Source organism: Hymenobacter sediminis (genome assembly GCF_003231285.1).
In the GTDB taxonomy this organism is placed as follows: domain Bacteria; phylum Bacteroidota; class Bacteroidia; order Cytophagales; family Hymenobacteraceae; genus Hymenobacter; species Hymenobacter sediminis.
In genome coordinates this window covers 1-22,080 of record NZ_QKNS01000009.1, presented here as the reverse complement: position 1 = coordinate 22,080, position 22,080 = coordinate 1, and the positions used below count along the sequence as shown (strand labels likewise).

Sequence of the window (22,080 nt, the reverse complement as noted above, 5' to 3'; positions counted from 1 at the left end):
CGGCAACTGATACCTCACAACTAGCAACTCAATGATACGATTAGGAATGATTGGCGGCGGGCAGGGGGCCTTTATTGGGGCCGTTCACCGGCACGCCGCCGCCCTCGATGGACTGTATGAGCTGGTAGCCGGCGCGTTTAGCAGCAACCCCGAAACCTCGAAAGCCAGCGGGCAGCTACTGGGCCTCGCCCCCGAGCGGGTATATGCCTCCTACGAGGAGCTGATTCAGCAGGAAAAAGAGCGGCCAGAGGCCGAGCGGGTACAGGTAATATCCATCGTAACGCCCAACCATTTGCACTTTGCGCCGGCCAAGCTGGCGCTGGAGAATGGCTTCCACGTCATTCTCGACAAGCCCATGACATTTTCCCTGGCTGAGGCCAAGGAGTTGGAGCACGTTGCCGCGGCCAGTGGCTGCCGCTTCTGCCTGACGCACACCTACACTGGCTACCCCATGGTGAAAGAGGCCCGGCAGCTGGTAGCGTCTGGCGAGCTAGGTACCATTCGGAAGGCTTACGTGGAGTACCCCCAGGGGTGGCTCAGCACCTTCGAGGAGGGCGGCGCTAACAAGCAAGCCTCCTGGCGCACTGACCCCGCCCGCAGCGGCGTGGCCGGCGCCATGGGCGACATCGGCACCCACGCCTTCAACCTGCTGGAATACGTTTCGGGCCTGACCGTCACCCAGCTCTGCGCCGATATCAACACGGTAGTATCTGGCCGTCAGCTCGATGATGATGGGGCCGTGCTGCTCCGCCTTTCGGGTGGAGCCAGCGGGGTGCTGGTAGCTACCCAGGTGGCGGCCGGCGAGGAAAACAACGTGCGCCTGCGGGTGTACGGCGAGAAAGGCGGGCTGGAATGGCAGCAAGCCGACGCTAACACCCTGCAAGTGAAGTGGCTGGACCGCCCCACGGAAATTCGCCGGACCGGTGCTGGCTACGTGAGCTCCTACGCCCGCCACAACACCCGCACCCCGGCCGGCCACCCCGAGGGCTACCTCGAAGCCTTTGCCAACCTCTACCGCAACTTCGCCCTGAGCCTGCAAGCTGACTTGAGCGGCACCACCGCCCCACCCGAAGCGCTGGACTACCCCAGTATTGCGGAAGGAGTGCGCGGCATGGCTTTTATTGAAAACGTTATTGCCTCGGGCCGCTCCAATCAGAAGTGGACCGAGTTTACCGTATAGCTGCGCATGAAAACCATTAAGGGACCCGCCATTTTCCTGGCGCAGTTCATTTCCGACGAGCTGCCGTTCAATAGCCTGGAGTCTATCTGCCAGTGGGCCAGCTCCCTGGGCTTCAAGGGTGTGCAGTTGCCTACCCTCGATAAGCGCTTTATTGACCTGCAGCTGGCCGCCGAAAGCAAAACCTACGCCGACGAGCTGAAAGGCAAAGTGCAGGCCGCCGGCCTCGAAATCACGGAGCTTTCTACGCACCTGCAGGGCCAGTTGGTGGCCGTGAACCCCGCCTACGACCAGCTCTTCGATGGCTTCGCCCCGGAGGCCCTGCGTGGCAACCCCACCGCCCGCCAGGAGTGGGCCGTGCAGCAGCTCAAATACGCCGCTAAAGCCTCGCAGAACCTGGGGCTGACGGCCCACGCGACATTTAGCGGCGCTCTGCTGTGGCCCATGGTGTACCCCTGGCCTCAGCGCCCGGCTGGCATCGTGGAAACTGGCTTCACCGAATTGGCCCGGCGCTGGCTGCCCATCCTGAACACTTTTGATGAGTGCGGGGTGGATGTGTGCTACGAGGTACACGCCGGCGAGGACCTGCACGACGGCATCACCTACGAAATGTTCCTGGAGAAAGTGCAGCAGCACCCCCGCGCCTGCCTGCTCTACGACCCCTCCCACTTCGTGCTCCAGTGCCTTGACTACCTGGAGTACCTTGACATCTACCACGAGCGGATTCGGGCATGCCATATTAAGGATGCGGAGTTCAACCCCACCGGCCGCCAGGGCGTGTATGGGGGCTACCAGAACTGGGTAGACCGTGCCGGCCGCTTCCGCTCGCTCGGCGACGGGCAGGTTGATTTCAAAGCCATTTTCAGCAAGCTGGCGCAGTACGACTTCCCCGGCTGGGCCGTGCTGGAGTGGGAATGCGCCCTCAAGCACCCCGAAGACGGTGCCCGCGAAGGCGCAGCTTTCATCCAAAACCACATCATCCGCGTCACCGACAAGGCTTTCGATGACTTCGCGGCCGCCGGCACCGACGATGCCCGTAACCGCCAGTTGCTCGGTCTGTAACTTTCTCTGCCTGTATTCTATGAAAAACACTTTTTTGCTTTTGAGCTTCTGTGCCGCCCTGGCTTCCTGTGGTTCCGAATCGGATAAAACGGCTGGTAAATCCAAGGAGGAATACACCCTCGCCGACTCCGAAGAAACCCTGAACACCGACAGCGCCACCGGCTCTAACGTCACGGCGGTGGCCCATCAGCCCCAGATCGACACCAACTCCACCAAAATTGGCACGGCGCCCACCGGCGGCGCAGTAGCCCGGGGTGCCAAACTGATTGAAGGTGCCGACTGCACCGGCTGCCACCGTGAAAACGACAAGCTCCTGGGCCCTGCCTACAAAGCCGTAGCGGAGAAGTACCCCAACACCCCCGCCAACGTGAAAATGCTGGCCAGCAAGGTAATTACCGGCGGCAAAGGCAACTGGGGCGACATTGCCATGACCCCGCACCCTGCCCTCTCCGAAGCCGATGCCCAGGAAATGGTGCGCTATATCCTGAGCCTAAAGTAAAAACGCCTGCTACCCCACGTCTGTCATCCGGAGTACTGCGAAGAATCTTCTCATACTAGCATAAGTCATTTTATGCTGGTTGTTTGCATCCTGCAGGGACTTCGCTGCACTCCGGATGACAGGGCTATTTTCCAAGTCCGATAGTATAGCTACCCTGCTAGAGAACCGGCCTCTTCCCTACCCCTATTTCCTCTCCAAACCCCACCACGTATGAATGCCACGACCCGGATTAAGCTGTCCATCATGATGTTTCTGGAGTTTTTCATCTGGGGCGCGTGGTTCGTGACGCTGGGCACTTACCTACTGCGCAACCTTAGCGCTTCGGGCACCCAGGTGGGGGTAGCGTTTCTGACTCAGTCTATTGGCGCCATTGTGGCCCCGTTCATTATCGGGCTCATTGCCGACCGTTTTTTCTCGGCTCAGAAGATTCTGGGGGTGCTGCACCTGGCCGGGGCGCTGCTGTTATGGCGGGCCTCCACGGCTGCTGACTTTAGCTCTTTCTACCCCAACATCCTCACCTACATGGTGTTGTACATGCCCACGTTGGCTCTGGTGAATTCCATTGCCTTCCGGCAGATGCAAAACCCGCAGAAGGAGTTTGCGCCCATCCGGGTACTGGGCACGCTGGGCTGGATTGTGGCCGGCCTTACCATCGGCTGGCTGAACTGGGAGCAAAGCGGCAGCCTGCGCTCCACCTTTCTGATGGCGGCCGGGGCCTCGGCCCTGCTGGGCTTGTTCAGCTTCACGCTTCCTGCTACCCCGCCCGTAAAGCGCGGCCAGTCCACCTCTCTCGGCGACATGCTGGGCCTCGATGCCATTGGCCTGCTCAAGAACCGCTCCTACCTCATTTTCTTTCTCGCTTCCATTGCCATCTGCATTCCGCTGGCCTTTTACTACGGCTTCACTAACCCTTTCCTCAACGAGGTGGGCATGAAAAAAGCGGCCGGTGTACAAAGCCTCGGGCAGGTGTCGGAGCTGCTGTTTATGCTCTTGATTCCGGTATTCTTCAGCCGCCTGGGCGTCAAGAAAATGCTGGCCATTGGCATGGTGGCCTGGGTGCTGCGCTATGTGTTCTTCGCCTACGGCAATGGGGAAAGCAGCTACTGGATGCTGATTGCCGGCATTGTGCTGCACGGCATCTGCTACGACTTCTTCTTCGTGACGGGCCAGATTTATACCGACAACCTCGCCGGCGAGCGGTTCAAAAGCTCAGCTCAGGGCTTCATTACCCTGGCAACTTATGGGGTGGGCATGCTCATTGGTACCCTGCTCTCGGGCCGCATCTTCGACGCCTACCAGATTTCGGCCACCTCTCACGACTGGCGCATGATCTGGCTGATTCCGGCCGGCATTGCGGGAGTAGTGGTGGTGCTGTTCCTGCTTTTATTCCGGGACCGGCCCCAGGCTCAGGCTGCGGAAACCGCCGCCTCGTACGATGCAACTGATGCCACTTCCTCCCTGGCTTCTGCCACTAACTAACCCTACCCTATGGCTATCTGGAACCGTCGTGCCGCTTTGCAGGGCCTGCTTACCAGTGCCGCCACGGTGGGGGCGCTGGGCTTGGCCGCGGCGTGTTCTCCATCAGAAGAGCAGCAAACTGCCAGCAGTGAGGCGCTGAAGGGTACTTTAAAACAGGCCGTATGCCGCTGGTGCTTTCAGGATATGCCACTGGATCAGCTCTGCGCGGCTGCCAAGGAAATGGGCCTGCGGGGCATCGACCTGGTAGGACCAAAGGATTGGCCTACTCTAAAAAAATACGGATTGGAGTCCTCGATGTGCAACGGGGCCGAAATCAACCTGACCGATGGCTTCAACGACCCTCGGTTTCATGCCCAGTTGCAGAAGCAGTACGCCGAAATGATTCCGCAAGTGGCCCAGGCCGGCTACCGCAACCTGATTTGCTTTAGCGGCAGCCGCCGAGGCCTTTCGGATGCGGCGGGGCTGGAAAACTGCGCCCGTGGCCTAGAGCCTCTGCTAAAGCTGGCTGCTAAGCACAACGTGGTGCTGGTGATGGAGCTGCTTAACAGCAAAATCGACCACAAAGACTACCAGTGCGACCGAACCAGCTGGGGTGTAGCACTGGCCCGGAAGATGGGCTCTGAGAACTTCAAGCTGCTCTACGACATCTACCACATGCAAATCAACGAGGGCGACGTTATCCGGACGCTCACCGAACATCACCCCTACATTGCCCACTACCACACGGCCGGCGTACCTGGCCGTCACGAAATTGGGGATGCTCAGGAGCTGAACTACCCCGCCATCATGCGCGCCATTAAAGCTACTGGCTTTCAGGGGTACGTGGCCCAGGAGTTCATGCCCCAGCAAGCCGATAAGCTGGCTTCCTTGCGCCAGGCCATTCAGCTCTGCGACGTGTAGCCCCAAACCTGGCAATCCGGCGCGGCACAATAAGCCGGAGCAAAGCCTAAACTAACTCAGCAGAAGCGTTACCAAAATCTGCGCACATCGGTTTAGCCGATTAACTCTCGATTCTTCCTACCTCCCCACCTACTATGAAGGCTGCCCTACTTGTTTCCGGATTACTCCTTAGCTTTTCCACGATGACGCAGGCCCAGCAAACCGGCAAACCTGAAGATACGGAAGTATGGCAGCCCGTGCCGAAAACGGTAACGGCCAGCCCTAATCTGGCCCCGCCGCCTTCCGACGCCGTAGTGCTCTTTAACGGCCAGAATCTCAGCCAGTGGGTAACCACTGAAAACCGCACCGCACCGGCCAAGTGGAAGGTAGCAGATGGCGTGCTGACCGTGGACAAGAAGGCCGGCAACATTGAAACGAAGCAGGCTTTCACCAATTACCAGCTGCACCTAGAGTGGCGCATCCCGACGGGCATCACCGAAACGGGGCAGGCCCGCGGCAACAGCGGCGTGTTTCTGGCCTCTACTGGCAAGGGCGACCTGGGCTACGAGCTGCAGATTCTGGACTCCTACCAGAACAAGACCTACGTGAATGGCATGGCAGGCAGCATTTATAAGCAGCACATCCCGCTGGCTAACCCCGCCCGCAAGCCCGGCGAGTGGCAATCATACGACGTGCTCTGGACTGCGCCCGTGTTTAAAGCCGACGGCTCCGTGGAAACCCCGGCCCGCGTGACGGTGTGGTTTAACGGGGTAGTAGTGCAGAACAACACGGTGCTGGCCGGCCCCACCCAGTACATTGGCAAGCCCAGCTACCAGCAGGCCCACGGCCCCTCGCCCATCAAGCTCCAGGCCCACGGCGACCCCAGCCCGCCCATCAGCTTCCGTAACATCTGGGTGCGGGAGCTGTAAGCCAATTATAGCTCCCCCTCCTACCTCACGAAACCTGCCAAAACCGGTGGAAGAGTCTGGGAATAGCTAGAACCCCAGACTGGTTTATCTGCTACTTTCCAACAACGAGCTAACCTTTCGCACGGATGATTGCCGAATAATGAGGGAGGAAGGCAGCAGCAGGTGGTGGGCCGGGACTAACTTGGGTTGTTCAGCCGGCTGCAGCTCTGCTAACAGAATATCAATTACATTCTGGGCAATGCTTTCCACTGGTTGGGCAATGACTGTAATAGCTGGCGTATAGAGCCGAAACAGGTCATGGTCATCATAGGAGACAACGGCCAGATCGTCGGGGATGCGGAGCTGCAGCCGGCTGATTGCCTCCAGGCCGTAAATACTCAGGTAGTTGGTAGAAAAGATAATAGCATCGATTTCCTGATTGGCCTGAATGAATGCCTGGATGCTTGTAATGACAGCTTCCGCGTCTTTAGTTACGGTTAGTTGCTGCACCAGGGTAGGTACTTGCTGCTCTTCCAAGGCCCGGCAGTAGCCCTCCAGGCGGGCCTGCATTTGGGTCTGGCCCGAGGTAGTGGTGACAAAAGCCACGCGGCGGAACCCCTGTTCCAGCAGGTGGCAGGTGGCATCGTAAGTTCCTTGGGCACCATCTACTACCACGTAGTTGGTGGGTAGGTCAGGTAGGTAACGGTCAAAGAGAACGGTTGGGGTCTGTTCCCGCAGGATATCGGTTATTTCCTCCTCCATGCCCTCCGAAGGCACGATAATGTAACCATCTACGTGCCGCTCCTGGAACATACGGATCAGCTCCCGGGCTTTAACCGGGTTGTTATCGGTGCTGCAATAAATGATGCGGTAGCCCCGCTCGAAGGCCTGCTTTTCAATGAGCCAAGCCACAGTAGCGAAAAACGGGTTAGAGATATCCTCCACTACCAGCCCAATAACGTGCGTTTTGCCCGTGCGCAGGCTTTTCGCCAGATGGTTGGGCTTGTAGCCTACCTCGTCCACGTACTTAAGCACCCGCTCGGCCACTGCGTCGCTGATGCGGCTTTGCTTAGCCTTGCCATTCAGCACCAACGATACGGTAGCAATGGATACCTCCAGGTGGCTGGCTATATCGTGGATGAGCGTCCGCTTTTTTACCTTACTATTCATGACTTACTATTCTGGAATCAGATATTCTAAAGAACAACCTAGCCCTCTTTTGTTAAAAAATTTTGGGGTGGAAAATACCCACAAAGACCAAGTTCTTCCTGGCAGCCGACTTTCGTCGGGCAATGCGGCACTGGGGTTAGGCCACCAGATACGCCGCTCCGAACACCCCGGCACTATCACCGAGTAGGGGTTTTACTACAGGTGCGGCAAACTGGTGGTCGATGACGTGCTGCTGAATCTGAGCTACGCCGGCCGAGTACAGCGCGTCGATGTTGCCTACCCCGCCCCCTACCACAATCACCTCGGGGTCCAGAATGTTGACTACTGCCCCCAGTGCCCGCCCAAAAAATTGGGTTAGCCGGTTCAGGGTTTGCACAGCGGCCGTATCGGTACCGGCAGCGGCGCGGGCCATAATATCTTTCAGCCCACGCTTTTCGCCGCTTTGCTCCTGGTAGAAACGCTCCAGCGCTGGCCCCGACAGAATGCTTTCGATGCAGCCGGTTTTGCCGCAGAAGCAGGGCTTGCCATCAGCCTCACTTAAGTAGTTGTGGCCCCACTCGCCGGCATTGCCATGAAAGCCCTCCAATACCTGCCCGTTCACTACAATGCCGCCGCCTACCCCCGTGCCCAGGATAAGGCCCAGTACCACGCGCGCCCTCGGAAATTGTTGCTTTACAACGCCCAGCCGGGTTTCGGCCAGGGCAAAGCAATTGGCGTCGTTGGCTAGCACTACCGGGCGCCCCAGGCGCTGCGTCAAGTCAGCCCGGAGGGGGCGGCCATTCAGAACAGTTGTGTTGCAGTTTTTCATCAGGCCCGACTGCGGAATGGCAGTGCCGGGTGTGCCAATGCCCAGCTTTTCAGCTCGATAACCGGCCGCCTGTTCCATACGCGCTACCAACTGCTGCACCTGCCCCAGGAGGTGGTCGTAGCCCTGGCTGGCTTCCGTCGGCACCCGGTCGCGAAAGAGCACCTCCGGCTCCTCTGCCGACTTCAAAATAACGCCTTCAATCTTGGTGCCGCCCAAGTCAAGCCCCCAAAGGTTCTGGCTTGGCTCAAACCCAGCGGCCAGCGGCTCGTGGGCGCTAAGCGGGTTCCCTACCCCTACCTCAGCTTCCAAGGCTCCTACGGTATCATTAGTCATGCATTTCTGGCTTTAAATCAGGGCGAGGCCCTACAGTTATCAGGTAAAAACAGCCGGAGCTACCACTTTGTAATAGTGCGAAGGTAAGCCTGCAACTCCTGAGCAATCAGCTGATGTTCGGTCAGGCTAGGGTGGTTGTCGCAGCCGCTGGCGTAGCGGCGCGAGAAAAAGAACTTGTGCACTTTCCGCTCGCCTTGCGCGGCTAGGGTGCTGGTAACGGCCGTGAGGTAGTTTTTCAGGGCGGCTGTCAGCTTAGCGTCGCTCATAGGGCTGGTTAGGCATACAATGTCGGCCCGGGGGTACTTGCCGCGCACATTCTGTAAAAACTGCACGTAGTTGCGGGTGAAAGCCACCGAGTCCTGGATGCCGTCGTTCTGGCCCAGGCACACTGTTACTACATCGGGCTGGTAGCGGCTAAAGTCCCAGGCAATCTTGTTTTCGCGCAGGCTTACTTTGTCGAATATCTGCGGCATTACCAGGTTCATGTTGCAGCAGCTGCGCATCAGCCCAATACCCGAAACGGCCGTAAGCTGCCACTGCGCATTCAGGGCGCGGGCCACCGTAGGGCCGTAAGCCAGGTAGGCGTTGTGCTGGTCGTGCCACTCGCCTTTGCCGCAGGGTACGGCTGTTTCGTCGGCACCCGTACCGCAGGTAATGGAGTTGCCGATGAATTCGATTTTGCGGCGAGGTAGCGGGGCTGGCTTCAGCAGTTGTCGGCACCTGACGCCTACTACCTCCAGGTAGCCCAGGTTGGCTTCGGTGTTTTTGCAAATAGTAAGCGTGTGCTCTGTATCCGAGAGTCCCCCAACGCGCACGGTGTCGGTTTTGCCCGTCAGCAGCCGGCGGGTGGGTTTGCTGTCCAGCACCACCTCCAGGTAGTTGTTCTTGCCGTACGCCATGCCATCGTTGAGAATCACCTCGCAGCTCGGCCCCTTAAACTTCATCGTAACGTACACCCCCGGCGCCCAGAACCGTGGCTTTTTTGGGTTTGAGAAGTCAACCCGACCTACGTACTGAATCAGCTTACTATCGGAGGTATAGAAGGTGGTAGCTTGGTTCTGTGGGGCGGGCTTCTGCGCGAAACAGCCTGTCAGCAAGGGTAGGGTTGAAAGCAGGGGTAGCAAAACATGCATCATACACGGCGCTGACAGGAAAGGGATAAGGTGCAAAATCTATAGAATGCGTTGTTTTTCCCAGACGTCCGTTCGAAAAGGTGCAGCCGGCAGGTCCTTCTGATTATAAGAGGTTGCCGGTTGGGTTATCGGCCCAGTTGTAGCGCACCGCCACGGGAGCCGCCACGGCCGCGCTGCTCAGCACTACCACGTTGCCGCGCAAGGCAGCCGTTGCCCAGTGCTTGCTAAAACGTATTTGCAAGCTAATATGGCAGATTTATTTGAATCGGCAACTGCCTATGTGTACCCGTATGAGAGAGCCTCAACACTACCGTCTGTCCACTCAGTTATGCGAAGAGTAGCAGAAGCTGTGGCGGTTAAGTTCTATAGATATCCTCCTACCTCAACAGTAGTCCTCGGTCCTAGCAACTGGTTCAAACAATATTTTCTCGATAAATTTTTATTTCTACCTGCGGAGGCGTTATCTATGTTTGCTTGCATAGCTCTCAATTCTCTGTTTATGCGCTTCTCAAGAAACGCACCCGCAAACGATTGTAATTGCTAAAACCTTTTAGCTTTGCGTAGTTGGCATCTGACTCAGTAAGCATTTGGCTTCCCACGCCAAAACTACTGGGCACTGATTCTCTAGAGCAGCTACTGCCCGTTGCATCTGCTTCTCTCCCGCTGCCCTGGCTTTCCGCCAAAATAATTCCTGCCTATGCTCCCACACGCTTTTTTCCGACGAGCCCTGGCCAGCTTGGCTTTTCTGCTGCTCCTTCAGGTTCAGCCAGCGCAGGCCCAGAAAGCTACTACCCTCCTCACTTCGGGCTGGCGTTTTAAGCAGGTGAGCAAAGACAACTGGGCGCCAGCCACCGTGCCCGGCACCGTACACACCGATTTGCTGGCTACTAAGCAGATTGAAGACCCGCTGTACCGAGATAACGAGACAAAGCAGCAGTGGATTGGCAAAACGGATTGGGAGTACGAAACCACGTTTTCGGTACCGGCTGCTACGCTGCAGCGCGCAAATCTGGAGTTGGTGTTCAAAGGCCTTGACACCTACGCCGACGTCACGCTTAATGGCACGGCTATTCTGCACACCGACAATATGTTTCGGGAGTGGCGCGCCAATGTGAAGCCTCAGTTGAAGGCCGAGGGCAACCGCCTGCACATCCGGTTTCGCTCGCCCCTAAATGAAGTGGCGGCCCTACCTGCCAAGTTTGGGTATGAGCTCTACGCTGGCAATGATGAGCAGGCCATGGGCTTCGTGGGCGACAAAGGCCCCGCACTCAGCCCCTATACCCGCAAGGCCCCCTACCAGTACGGTTGGGACTGGGGTCCGCGCTTTGTAACGTCTGGTATTTGGCAGCCGGTGCAGCTAGAAGCCTGGGACGGGGCCAAGCTCACGGACTTTCATGTAATTCAGCGCCAACTTAGCAAAGAGGTGGCGCAGTTAGGTTTCGAGGTAGAATACGAAGCTGCCGCTTCGGCCGCAAACCAGGAAGCCACCCTCGTGATTGAAACCACCGGCCCCGATGGCAAGGCCGTAGGGCAACGCCTTGAGCAAAAAGTAACCCTACAGCCCAACCGCCACACCCTAACCGCCGAGCTGCGCCTCAATAACCCGCAACTGTGGTACCCGGCCGGCTATGGAAGCCAACCGCTGTACACCATGCGGGCCCGGCTGCTGCAAAACGGCCAGCCCCTCGATGAAGCCAAGCACCGCATTGGCCTGCGTACCCTACAGTTGCGGCGCGAGCATGACCAGTATGGCAAGTCGTTTGAGTTTGTGGTGAACGGCATCCCGATTTTTGTAAAGGGCGTGAACTGGATTCCGGCCGACATCTTCCCTACCCGCGTTACCGACGCGAAGTACCATACGCTGCTAAAGGCGGCCAAGGATGTGAATATGAACATGATCCGGGTGTGGGGCGGCGGGCTTTATGAAAGCGAATACTTTTATAACACCTGCGACGAAATGGGCCTGCTGGTGTGGCAGGATTTTATATTCGCGTGCTCCTTTTACCCCGGCAACCAGGAGTTTATGGACAACGTGCGGGCCGAAGCCACCTATCAGGTGCGGCGCCTGCGCAACCACCCTAGCCTCTCCATCTGGGTAGGGAACAATGAAAATGAAATTGCTTGGCAGGATTGGGGCATTCCGCTGAAGCAGAGCCCGTACCGCAACGAGGTATGGAGCAGTTACCTCCGGCTCTACCGCGACCTGCTGCCCACCTTGCTGAAAGAGCACGACCCCACGCGGCCCTACCTGTCGTCGAGCCCCTCAGCCGAGTTTGAGGATATAGCCGGCTCCCAAACCAACGGCGACATGCACTACTGGCAGGTATGGGGCGGCACTGCGCCCATCACCGACTACGAAAAGCAAGTTCCGCGCTTTATGAGCGAGTACGGCTTCCAATCGTTTCCGGAACTGAAATCAGTAAAGGAATTTACCGTTGAGTCGGACCACGATATTATGTCGCCGGTGATGCGGCAGCACCAGCGCAGCATGGTAGGCAACCCGCGCTTGAAAGAATACCTACTGCGTGATTACAAGGAACCCAAGAATTTCGAGTCGTTTCTGTACGTGAGCCAAGTGCTGCAGGCCAACGCTATTAAGCTGGCCGCCGAGCACTTGCGTCGCAGCCGCCCACGCACCATGGGCTCCATGTACTGGCAGTTGGAGGATTGCTGGGGGGTAGCGTCGTGGGCGTCAATTGACTATTACGGCCGCTGGAAAGCCTTGCAGTACGCTGCCAAGCGCTTCTATGCGCCGATGCTTGTGAGCCCCCATGCCGAAGGTGACCAAGTACGGTTTTATGTGGTGTCGGACAAAACCACCGCGCAACCTGGCAAGGTGCTGGTGCGTCTTCTGGACCTCAACGGCAAGGTGTTGTACAAGCAGTCGGAAAGTCTGCAAATTGAGCCCCTGACCAGCAAAGGATACCTGGATATTCCACGAGCTAAGCTGCTGGCGGGCCACGATCCGAAGAAAGTGGTGCTCAGCTGCGAACTGCAGGCCGGGGGCGAGGTAGTGAGCACCAACACTCATTACTTTGCTTTGCCCAAGGAAATGACCCTACCCCCAACGCGCATTCAAACCGCCTGGAAGCAAGCCAATGACAGCACATTCCAAGTAACACTGCAAACCAAAACCCTAGCCCGCGCCGTGCACCTGACCCTGACGGAAAAGGACGGCTTCTTCCAAGACAACTACTTTGACCTGCTGCCCGGCGAGAAAAAGACGCTGACCTTTACCAGCAAAGGACCGGTTACCCTGGCCGAGCTGCGCCGCCAGCTAACGGTTCGCTCCCTAGCCGATGCTTTCTAGGGGCCCGGGCGGCCTTGCCTACCCCCTCATTGCCCTCAAAGCCCCGCCTGTGCATTGCCGGCAACAAACATCCGCTTCTATGGTGAGCCAGTTGCGGTGGGCATTGCACCCGATGTACTCATAAACCTTTCTTCCCACACTTCTTTTCCTTCTTTCTTTTCATGGCAGCTCCTGCTCCTACCCTTCGGCCCGCCGCGAACGGCGCGCCGGCCTCCACCCAACGCTACACCTCGGCCCTGGCCGCCGTAACCACCTTATTTTTCCTTTGGGGCTTTATCACCTGTCTGAACGACATCCTGATTCCCTACCTCAAGGCCATCTTCCAACTCTCCTTTGCTCAGGCCAACCTGATCAACTCCTGCTTTTTCGGGGCTTACTTTCTGGTGAGTATTCCGGCAGGCCGGCTGGTAGCAAAAGTGGGCTATAAGCGCGGCATGCTGATTGGGTTTGGGGTGGCCGCAGTGGGTGCCTACCTGTTTTATCCGGCGGCAGCGCAACGGGCGTACGGGCTCTTTCTGGGCGCTCTGTTTGTGCTGGCCTCCGGCATTACCATTCTGCAGGTAGCCGCCAACCCCTACGTAGCTATTCTGGGGCCCCCAGAGTCGGCTTCATCGCGCCTCACGCTCACGCAGGCCTTCAACTCCTTGGGTACCTACCTGGCTCCACTACTGGGCTCATCTCTGATTCTGAGCAAGCTACCAAAGCAGGTTGATGCCGCCAGCGCCGCAACCATCGACGTAACGGCCGTGCAGATACCTTACCTGATTATCGGCACTGCCTTGTTGCTTATTAGCCTGCTGCTGAGCCGGGTTCACCTCCCCCAAATTGCGCCCGCTACCGATGAGGCAGACGCCACCACCACCGGAGGCAGCGCCTGGAACTACCGGCACCTAGTGCTGGGGGTAGTCGGCATTTTTGCCTACGTAGGCGCGGAAGTAGCCATTGGCTCGCACATCGTGAACTACCTGGCCCTACCCGACGTGATGCGTTACGATGCCGAAACAGCGGGAAATCAAGTGGCCAACTACTGGCTTGCCGCCATGATTGGTCGTTTTGCGGGGGCGTACCTGCTGAACAAGTTCTCGCCCACCAAAATCCTGGCCTTCAACGCTGTTGGCGCCATTGTGCTGCTGCTGGTTTCCATGAACACAACCGGCGAGGTTGCTATGTGGAGCGTATTGGCCGTAGGACTGATGAACTCTGTTATGTACCCTACCATCTTCACGCTGGCAGTAGCTGGCCTGGGTCGCCACACGGAGCAGGCCTCTGGGCTGCTGTGCACGGCCATCGTGGGTGGGGCAGTTATTCCGCTGCTATTTGGTTTTGTGGCCGACCACAGCGGGCTGCGCATAGCCCTGCTGGTACCGGCTGTATGCTACCTCTACATTATGTGGTACGGCTTGCGCGGCAGCCGCCGGGTAGCAACTGCGTAAGTTAGCTCATGTCGGCGGGGTAGTAACCTAAGCTTTTCTTGCCTTCTTCGCCTTTTCTTAACCTCCACCTATAGGTAGCGCTGGTTTCCTCAATTCTCCGCTCATGAGCGCTAAAAAGCAGCAGACTTCTCTTCGGGACCTGGCCAGGCAGCTTAACTTATCTACTTCCACGGTATCAAGAGCGCTGGCCGACCACCGCGACATTGGGGAAGCCACGAAGGAGCGGGTGCGGCAGCTGGCACAGGAGCTGAACTACCGCCCAAACCAGCTGGCGGCGGCCCTGCGCAAAGGCCACAGCAAAACCCTGGGCGTGATTGTGCCTCACATCAAAGGCTACTTTTTTCCGGCCGTGATGAACGGCATTGAGAAGGTAGCCACCCGCGAAGGTTTCAACGTGCTGCTCTGCCAGTCGAACGAGGATGTCCGCCGGGAGCAGCGCAACATTGACACTTTGTTGGCCGCGCAGGTTGAGGGCATTCTGGTATCGGTTTCCGCCACTACCCACGATGACCTCCAGCACTTTGAGCAGGTGCGGCAGCAGGGTACGCCCCTCGTGTTCTTCGACCGGGCCCCGGACCTGCCGCGCAGCATGGCGGTTATCCTCGACGACTTTCAGGGCGCCTACCAGGCCGTCCGACACCTGATTGAGCAAGGTTGCACCCGCATAGCCCACTTGGCAGGCCCCCAACACCTGAATACCAGCCGCAACCGGTTTTTGGGCTATAAGGCCGCGCTGGAAGCCCATGGGCTGCCCTTCGATGAGCAGCGTGTGTATGCCCTACCGGCCCTGACCCACGAGGCTGGCCGCTTGGCCATGCAGCACTTGCTGGCCCTCAGCCCCGAGCTGGATGGGGTGTTTGCCTCCTACGCCATACCCTCAGTGGGAGCCTTGGAAGTGCTGCACGAAAAGCCCGTACGTGTGCCCCAGGATATTGCCCTAGCCTGCTTTAGCAATGAGCCCTTCACCACGATGATTCAACCTCACTTGACGGTGGTAGACCAGCGGGCCGAACAGATGGGCGAAACAGCGGTGCGCCTGTTTCTGCAACTACTTAAGCGCGGCCCCGCCTACGAGCCGCCCCACCTGGTGCTAAAGCCTGAGCTGATCATTCGGGATTCATCGTTGCACCGCTCGCAGGAGCTGCTGCGGTAGCTGACCGGCTGTGTAAAACCTTATTTTCTTGCTTTTCCCTACATCCTTTCTTAACAGCTTATGAGTTCAGAACTCGCTAAACCACAGGTATTCCAACAAGTTGAGCAGCAGCTCCAGCAGCAGGGCTTCGGCATTGAGCGCCAGGATCAAACGCGTCCGTGGGGCGGCTTCTTCGTGATTGACGAAAACCAGGCCCAGCAGTTTGCTGATACCTATTTCGATGGCCTCTCGGTGGACAGTCTGCGTATTTCGGGCAAACTGAGCCCCAAGGTGCTGCTGGTAGCGCCGCACCAGCGCCTCTCGTGGCAGTACCATCACCGCCGCGCCGAAATCTGGCGCGTAGTGAGCGGTACCGTTGGCATCATCACCAGCCACACCGACGAGGAAGGCGAGCTGAAATCCTACGGCCCCGGCGAGCAGATTACCCTGCAGCAGGGTGAGCGGCACCGCCTCATTGGCCTCGAGGGCTGGGGCACCATTGCCGAAATCTGGCAGCACACCGACGCCAACCAGCCTTCCGACGAAGACGACATCGTGCGCGTGCAGGACGACTTCGGCCGCTAATCGGCTTCTTTAAAACGCAGCCCAAAAAAGGCCGTCTACTCATCTGCTGGGTAGGCGGCTTTTTTTGGGCTGCGTTTTGTGTTGCAGAACCTGTGATTTGTATAACTCCTACCCCTAGTGGCGGCCAGACCTTTGTGCAGTAATCTATTCACCTACTTACTTCACAAACTCAACATGAGCACCATCAAACAAGTAGCCTTGGGCAGCCAGGGCCTGAGCGTATCGGTAGAGGGCCTGGGCTGCATGGGCATGACGGCCGGCGTAAATGGCATGAGCGTGTACGGCGAGGCTGACGAAGCCGAAAGCCTGGCCACCATTGACCGGGCCCTGGAATTGGGCGTGACCATGCTGGACACGGCCGACCTGTACGGCCCCATGCTCAACGAGCGGCTGGTGGGCCGGGCCATTGCCGGCCGGCGCCAGCAGTTTACCATCGCCACCAAGTTTGGCTTCGAAGTAGACGACCAGGAAAACTGGACCGGCGGCTACAACGGCCAGCCTGCCTACGTGCGCAAATCCATTGAACGCTCCCTGCGCAACCTGGGCACCGACTATGTGGACCTCTACTACCTCCACCGCGTAGACCCCAACGTGCCCATTGAGGAAACCGTGGGAGCCATGAGCCGGCTGGTGGAAGAGGGCAAGGTGCGCTACCTGGGCCTCTCGGAGGTATCGGTGGAGGTGCTGCGTCGGGGCCACGCCGTGCACCCCATCACGGCACTGCAAACCGAGTACTCCCTCTTCGACCGGCACGTAGAGGAAGAAGGCATCTTACAGGCAACCCAGGAAATGGGTATTGGTTTCGTGGCCTACTCACCGCTGGGCCGGGGCTTTCTGTCGGGCGAAATCAAGACCCCGGACGACTTGGAGCCGAATGATTCGCGCCGCATTTTTCCGCGCTACCAGGGCGAGAACTTCTATAAAAACATTGCCCTGGTAGAAAAGCTGCAGGCTCTGGCCCAAACCAAAGGCGTAACGACCGCCCAGCTGGCCCTGGCTTGGGTGCTCACGCAAGGGGTAGTAACCATTCCGGGCACCAAGCGCCGCAAGTACCTGGAGCAAAATGTAGCAGCGGCCAGCCTTACCTTGTCGGTGCAGGAGCTAGCTGAACTAGATGCCATTATGCCGGTTGGTAGTGCTGTTGGCGCTGCCTACCCCGAAGGTCTATAGTTTTTCCAGACGCGCATTTTGCCCGTCGCAGGAGCCATTACGCAACGTGGCAGCTCCTGCGGCGGACAGTCGGCCTGACTTTTTGCCCTATGCCCATGAAACATGCAGCCAAAGAATTTCGGGTCCTAAACACCGTAACGGACTACGCCCGCTTCTACGGGCTACCAGCACCGGCCCACCCCTTGCTTACCGTCATCGACCTAGAATATGCCCGCTGCCTGCCGCGGGTAACTACGCCCGTGGTGCAGCAACTCTACACCGTGGCGCTGAAGCGCGGCCTGAAGGGTGGTACCATTTACTACGGCCGGCAGTCGTACGACTTCAGTGAGGGTGTGCTGTTCTTTTTAGGGCCGGGGCAGGTGTTTGCGGCCGACGAAACGCTGGACGTTTCGCAGATAGAGGGGTTGATGCTGGTCTTTCACCCCGACTTGCTGCTGAAATACCCGCTGGGTAAGAAAATCGGCGGCTTCGGCTTTTTCTCCTACCAGGCCAACGAGGCCCTGCACCTCTCAGCCAAAGAAGAAAGATTGCTGGAAAACTTGCTGCAAGGTATCCACGCCGAATACGAGCTGCCGATTGATGCCTTTAGCCAGGATGTATTGGTTGCCCAGCTCGAGGTGTTGCTGAGTTATGCCAACCGCTTCTACCACCGACAGTTCCTGACACGCCGCACGGCCGAGCACGACTTGCTCACCCGCTTTGAGGTGCTGCTGACCGGGTACTTTGCGCAGGAAGCCGAGCGGAGTCTGCCGTCGGTGCAGTACTTCGCCGATGCGCTGAATGTCTCGCCGGCCTACCTCAGCGACATGCTCCGCACCCTCACCGGCCAGAACACTCAGCAGCACATTCATCATCACCTGATTGAGAAAGCCAAGCGTCTGCTGCTCACTACCTCCCTCTCCATCAACGAAACCGCCTTTCAACTGGGCTTCGAGTACCCGCAGTACTTCACCCGCCTGTTCAAAAGCAAAACCGGCCAAACGCCCGCCGCCTTCCGGTTTTCGGCGCAGTAGTCTTTTCCTTTATTCTACTCCCGGTGGTTCTGACCCGCGAGGTGGGGTAGGGCGGCATGCCCGGACTGTTTTGCGCTGAGGATACCACGGCATGCTAACGGGCACGGTAGAGTCTGCGCGCCTGGGGCCGGATTTCACTTTCTGTATTCCTGTTTTCTTATGTCCCTCACCGACTTTCGCACCCTGGGCCGCTCCGGCCTCGTGGTCAGCCCGCTGGCCCTGGGCACCATGACGTTCGGTACTGCCCGCTGGGGCTCGCCGGATGAAGTATCAGAAGCTATTTTCAACGAGTACGTGGATGCGGGCGGCAACTTCATCGATACGGCCGACGTGTACGCCAAAGGCCGCAGCGAGGAGCTGCTGGGCGGTTACGTAGCCGCCCGCCGGTTGCGTGACCAAGTGGTGCTGGCGACCAAATTTGCCTTCAACGCCGGGCCTCCCGGGAATCCGCATGCGGGCGGCAATGGTCGCAAAAATATCTACCGGGCGCTGGAAGGCTCCCTGCGCCGCCTCCGCACCGACTACGTAGACCTGTACTGGCTGCACGCCTGGGATTTGGTTACCCCCGTTTCTGAAGTGCTGCAAACCCTCGGGGACTTGGTACGGGCTGGCAAAATCCGCTATTTCGGCTTCTCTAACGTACCTGCCTGGTACGCTGCCCAAGCCGTTACGCTGGCTGCGGCCCACGGCGCGCCCGGCCCTATTGCCTTGCAGCTCGATTACTCTCTAGTGGAGCGCAACATTGAGCGGGAGCATATGCCCGCGGCCCGCGCTTTGGGCCTGGGCATCGCGCCCTGGAGCCCACTAGCCGGGGGCTTTCTGACGGGTAAGTATCAGCCCACAGAAGCGGGCGGCGCCACCGGCGAGGGTCGGCTCAGCGGCCCTAACCCGTTTGGCGACCAGCTGTTTATCGACCAAAACTGGCAGATACTGGCGGTGTTGCGGCAGGTAGCCCAGGAAGCTGGACTACCCCTAGCCCAGGTGGCACTGGCCTGGGTAATGGCCCAGCCCGGCGTTACGGCCCCTATTCTGGGTGCCCGCACGGTGGAGCAGCTGCGCGACTCGCTGGCCTCGCTCCATGTGCACCTGACTGCCCCGCAACTGCACGCCCTAGACCAGGCCAGCGCGCCGACGCCGGCTTACCCCTACCCTATCTTCACTCCGGCCGTGAACCAGAGTATTTTCGGTGGTGCCACCGTACGAGGCTGGTAGCAGAAGTCTACCTACCCATTACCAGCCCAAATCCGGCTACCTTTGCGGGACGAACAACCCGCTTATGACTTCGACTACCCCCTCCTTCGCCGACCTGGGCCTCACGCCTGAGCTACTGCAAGCCCTGGAAGAACTGCAATTCCAGGCCCCTACCCCCGTGCAGGAGCAGGTAGTGCCCATGGCCCTGGCCGGGCAGGACGTAGCCGGACAGGCACCCACAGGCTCGGGCAAAACGGCCGCCTATGGCCTGTCGGTGCTGCAGCTGCTGGATTTGAAGCTGGATGCCGTGCAGGTGATTGTGCTGGTGCCCGCCCGGGAGTTGGCCTTGCAGGTGCGCGACGCCCTCAAAAAACTAGGCAAGTTTATGCCCAACCTGCGGGTAGCGGCCTTCTACGGGGGCCACGCCTTCCGTGAAGAAACTGCCTCCCTAACCCAGGCCCCGCACATTGTGGTGGCCACACCGGGCCGCCTGCTCGACCACTTCGAGCGCCGCAGCATCATCCCGAATCAGCTGAAAACCCTGATTCTGGATGAGGCCGACAAGCTGCTGGAATTGGGCTTTCAGGATGAGCTGGTGGAAATTGTGAAGCGCCTGCCCCGCCGCCGCCAGACCCTGCTGTTCTCGGCCACCATGTCGGAGAAAGTAGTAGAGCTGATCCGGAAAAACCTGACCCGCCCCCGCGTGGTAAACGCCGGCGAGGACACCGATGAGCTGCCCGAAAACCTGACCCTGGTGGGCCATGTGGGCACCGTGGAGAAAAAACCCGCCGCGCTGCTCCACCTGCTGCACCAGCCTGAAACGGGCCGCGCTCTAATATTCTGCAACACCCGCGAGCGGTGCATGGAGCTGACGCGCTTCCTGGTGGGCCGGGGGGTAGCGGCTGAGGTGCTGCACGGCAAAATGCCCCAGCCCGAGCGGGACAAAGCCCTGCTAAAGCTGCGCAACGGCTCCAGCCAGGTGCTGGTAGCCACCGATGTAGCGGCCCGCGGCATCGACGTAACCCAGCTCGACACGGTGGTGCAATACGATGCCCCCGATAAAGCCGATGCGTTCCAGCACCGGGCCGGCCGCACGGCCCGCGCCGGTGCTGAGGGCACGGCGCACATTCTGGTAACGGACAAGGAGCAGGCCCATGTGAAAAAGTGGCCGGTAGCGGCTTCCATTCAGTGGAAAGCCATGCACGCACCCAAGCTGCCCCCGGCTGCTCCCAAAGCTCCCCGCCCCGAGAACGTAACCCTGCACGTTTCGGCAGGCAAGAAAGACAAGGTAAGTGCCCACGATTTGGTGGGAGCCTTCGTGAACGTAGGGGGGGTAGCCCGCGAGCAGGTGGGCCGCATTGAAGTATTCGACTACTACAGCTACGTGGCCGTGCCACGCCAGCAAGCCAAGGAAGTAGCCGAGCGCTTGGCCGGAGCCAAAGTGAAAGGTAAAAAGGTGCGGGTGTCGGTGGTAGAATAGCACCCCGCTCCGCCCTTCCCAAACGGGGCTGACTACCTGTTATCTTCAGAATACCCACCGGGGCCGCGGCTATTGCTACGGCCCCAGTTCGTTTTTGGGCTACTCTCCGTCATGCTGGGCATTCCTAAGAAACCAGAACTGCTTCCCGGAAACGCCCCGGAAAAAGCCGCCCTTGTTTTGTTGTTTCTTATCCGGCCGGGCCGCGCAGTCTTCGCATTCTATCAAGCCCCACTTAGCCGAAAAAGACCAGTACGGAAGTGTGCGGTAAGTGTATAAAGCAACTGCTACGCTACGGAAACGCAGTTTTTCCGGCTTGTATTCTCCACTGTAAGGTCAATATATTTGGTTCTAGACGTTGGCTTGGCGGCCCTAGGTCAGCACAGAGTACCATATGCAGCCAGGGTTACCTACTCCCACCTACTTTGCTACCCCGCAGCAACCCCCAAGCCTTGTAGTAACGCATGCAGTCAGCATTTTACGATCTGCTTAGCACCCAAATAGAGGGCGCAAAGACACTGAGCAGCCTACTTATGGTTGACACCGCTTTTCTGCGTTGCGTCGGGCTATTGCCTTCACTGGCTAGCAGTTACGTCACGATACTATACTGATACGCCTGCACACGCCGAAAGCAGAACCCTGACAGCTACACTCAGCCCGGGTGCGACGGTCACTTACGTGTGGTGGCACCCTACCCCCAACGCCCAGCCCAACCCTGCGCAACGCTCACTTTATCTACATGCAGAAAACCCTTATTGCCGCGCTGCTAGCCTCCTGTATGGGCACCGCAGCTTCCGCTCAAAAAGCTCTTACCTCCCCCAAAAAAACTTACTCGGCCGCTGGCAAGCAGGTGCAGGTGTACACCACCGCCGCCGGCTCCCAGCTGCGCCTCTCGCCCACCGACAAGCTCAGCTTCAAGGAAGTAGGCCAGCCGCTGGAAACCCAGCCCACCGTCTTTGTGGACCCCACCCACACCTTCCAGTCGCTGGTGGGCATTGGCGGGGCCCTGACCGATGCCTCGGCCGAAACCTTTGCCAAGCTGCCCAAGGCCCAGCAGCAAGAGTTTCTGCAGGCCTACTTCAGCCCCAGCCAGGGCATCGGCTACACGCTGGGCCGCACCAACATCAACAGCTGCGACTTCTCCTCCGACATGTACACCTACGTGCAGGAGGGCGACAAGGAGCTCAAAAGCTTCGACATCAAGCACGACCAGCAGTACAAAATCCCCTTCATCAAGCAGGCCACGGCCGCCGCTGGCGGCAAGCTCACCATGTACGTGAGCCCCTGGTCGCCGCCGGCCTGGATGAAGGACACCAAGAAC

The 22,080-nt window shown here is 58.7% G+C and carries 19 protein-coding genes; 15 read left to right on the top strand and 4 right to left on the bottom strand.

Annotation, left to right across the window (positions count from 1 at the left end; genetic code table 11):
- The first annotated feature begins 31 nt into the window (after positions 1–31).
- The 6 genes from DNI29_RS20555 to DNI29_RS20530 all read left to right on the top strand — a co-directional run bounded on the left by DNI29_RS20555 (position 32) and on the right by DNI29_RS20530 (position 6,025).
- Complete coding sequence (locus DNI29_RS20555; RefSeq protein WP_202910552.1) at positions 32–1,180, top strand: Gfo/Idh/MocA family protein; 1,149 nt, start codon at positions 32–34, stop codon at positions 1,178–1,180.
- Between the two features lie 6 nt (positions 1,181–1,186).
- Entirely contained in the window at positions 1,187–2,239 is a 1,053-nt protein-coding gene (locus DNI29_RS20550; RefSeq protein WP_110980027.1) for a sugar phosphate isomerase/epimerase family protein, read from the top strand.
- A gap of 19 nt (positions 2,240–2,258) precedes the next feature.
- Positions 2,259–2,738 carry a c-type cytochrome gene (locus DNI29_RS20545; protein ID WP_110980026.1) on the top strand — a complete coding sequence of 160 codons (480 nt, stop codon included), beginning with the start codon at positions 2,259–2,261 and terminating at the stop codon, positions 2,736–2,738.
- Between the two features lie 210 nt (positions 2,739–2,948).
- The gene (locus tag DNI29_RS20540) at positions 2,949–4,217 is read left to right on the top strand and encodes a nucleoside permease (protein ID WP_110980025.1); all 1,269 of its coding nucleotides are present in this window, start codon (positions 2,949–2,951) and stop codon (positions 4,215–4,217) included.
- A gap of 9 nt (positions 4,218–4,226) precedes the next feature.
- Positions 4,227–5,117 (top strand): hydroxypyruvate isomerase family protein, encoded by an 891-nt coding sequence (locus DNI29_RS20535; protein ID WP_110980024.1) that lies wholly within the window; start codon positions 4,227–4,229, stop codon positions 5,115–5,117.
- Between the two features lie 182 nt (positions 5,118–5,299).
- Positions 5,300–6,025: a 3-keto-disaccharide hydrolase gene (locus tag DNI29_RS20530; protein WP_238388167.1), complete on the top strand. Its 726-nt coding sequence runs from the start codon at positions 5,300–5,302 to the stop codon at positions 6,023–6,025.
- 84 nt (positions 6,026–6,109) lie between these two features.
- Here DNI29_RS20530 and DNI29_RS20525 read toward each other — a convergent pair whose 3' ends face one another.
- The 4 genes from DNI29_RS20525 to DNI29_RS24600 all read right to left on the bottom strand — a co-directional run bounded on the left by DNI29_RS20525 (position 6,110) and on the right by DNI29_RS24600 (position 9,689).
- Positions 6,110–7,174, bottom strand: coding sequence for a LacI family DNA-binding transcriptional regulator (locus DNI29_RS20525; RefSeq protein ID WP_110980022.1), 1,065 nt, complete (start codon positions 7,172–7,174; stop codon positions 6,110–6,112).
- 136 nt (positions 7,175–7,310) lie between these two features.
- Positions 7,311–8,315 carry an ROK family protein gene (locus DNI29_RS20520; RefSeq protein WP_110980021.1) on the bottom strand — a complete coding sequence of 335 codons (1,005 nt, stop codon included), beginning with the start codon at positions 8,313–8,315 and terminating at the stop codon, positions 7,311–7,313.
- A gap of 59 nt (positions 8,316–8,374) precedes the next feature.
- The gene (locus DNI29_RS20515; protein WP_110980020.1) at positions 8,375–9,451 is read right to left on the bottom strand and encodes an SGNH/GDSL hydrolase family protein; all 1,077 of its coding nucleotides are present in this window, start codon (positions 9,449–9,451) and stop codon (positions 8,375–8,377) included.
- A gap of 100 nt (positions 9,452–9,551) precedes the next feature.
- Entirely contained in the window at positions 9,552–9,689 is a 138-nt protein-coding gene (locus DNI29_RS24600) for a hypothetical protein (RefSeq protein WP_162303685.1), read from the bottom strand.
- Positions 9,690–10,145: 456 nt separating this feature from the next.
- On the opposite strand from DNI29_RS24600, the gene DNI29_RS20510 reads away from it, so the two are divergent.
- The 9 genes from DNI29_RS20510 to DNI29_RS20470 form a co-directional block, all read left to right on the top strand.
- Positions 10,146–12,758: a beta-mannosidase gene (locus tag DNI29_RS20510; RefSeq protein WP_110980019.1), complete on the top strand. Its 2,613-nt coding sequence runs from the start codon at positions 10,146–10,148 to the stop codon at positions 12,756–12,758.
- A 161-nt stretch (positions 12,759–12,919) separates the two neighbouring features.
- The gene (locus DNI29_RS20505) at positions 12,920–14,191 is read left to right on the top strand and encodes a sugar MFS transporter (protein WP_110980018.1); all 1,272 of its coding nucleotides are present in this window, start codon (positions 12,920–12,922) and stop codon (positions 14,189–14,191) included.
- Between the two features lie 103 nt (positions 14,192–14,294).
- Positions 14,295–15,344, top strand: coding sequence for a LacI family DNA-binding transcriptional regulator (locus DNI29_RS20500; RefSeq protein WP_110980017.1), 1,050 nt, complete (start codon positions 14,295–14,297; stop codon positions 15,342–15,344).
- A gap of 60 nt (positions 15,345–15,404) precedes the next feature.
- Positions 15,405–15,908 carry a cupin domain-containing protein gene (locus DNI29_RS20495; protein WP_110980016.1) on the top strand — a complete coding sequence of 168 codons (504 nt, stop codon included), beginning with the start codon at positions 15,405–15,407 and terminating at the stop codon, positions 15,906–15,908.
- A gap of 174 nt (positions 15,909–16,082) precedes the next feature.
- Entirely contained in the window at positions 16,083–17,078 is a 996-nt protein-coding gene (locus DNI29_RS20490; RefSeq protein ID WP_110980015.1) for an aldo/keto reductase, read from the top strand.
- Between the two features lie 95 nt (positions 17,079–17,173).
- Positions 17,174–18,091, top strand: coding sequence for a helix-turn-helix domain-containing protein (locus DNI29_RS20485; RefSeq protein WP_110980206.1), 918 nt, complete (start codon positions 17,174–17,176; stop codon positions 18,089–18,091).
- A gap of 159 nt (positions 18,092–18,250) precedes the next feature.
- Positions 18,251–19,303 (top strand): aldo/keto reductase, encoded by a 1,053-nt coding sequence (locus DNI29_RS20480; RefSeq protein ID WP_110980014.1) that lies wholly within the window; start codon positions 18,251–18,253, stop codon positions 19,301–19,303.
- A 64-nt stretch (positions 19,304–19,367) separates the two neighbouring features.
- On the top strand, positions 19,368–20,762 hold the full coding sequence (locus DNI29_RS20475) for a DEAD/DEAH box helicase (RefSeq protein ID WP_110980013.1): 1,395 nt from the start codon (positions 19,368–19,370) through the stop codon (positions 20,760–20,762).
- 658 nt (positions 20,763–21,420) lie between these two features.
- Positions 21,421–22,080, top strand: a 660-nt coding sequence (locus DNI29_RS20470; RefSeq protein ID WP_498366058.1) for a glycoside hydrolase, incomplete at its 3' end; no start/stop codon positions are given.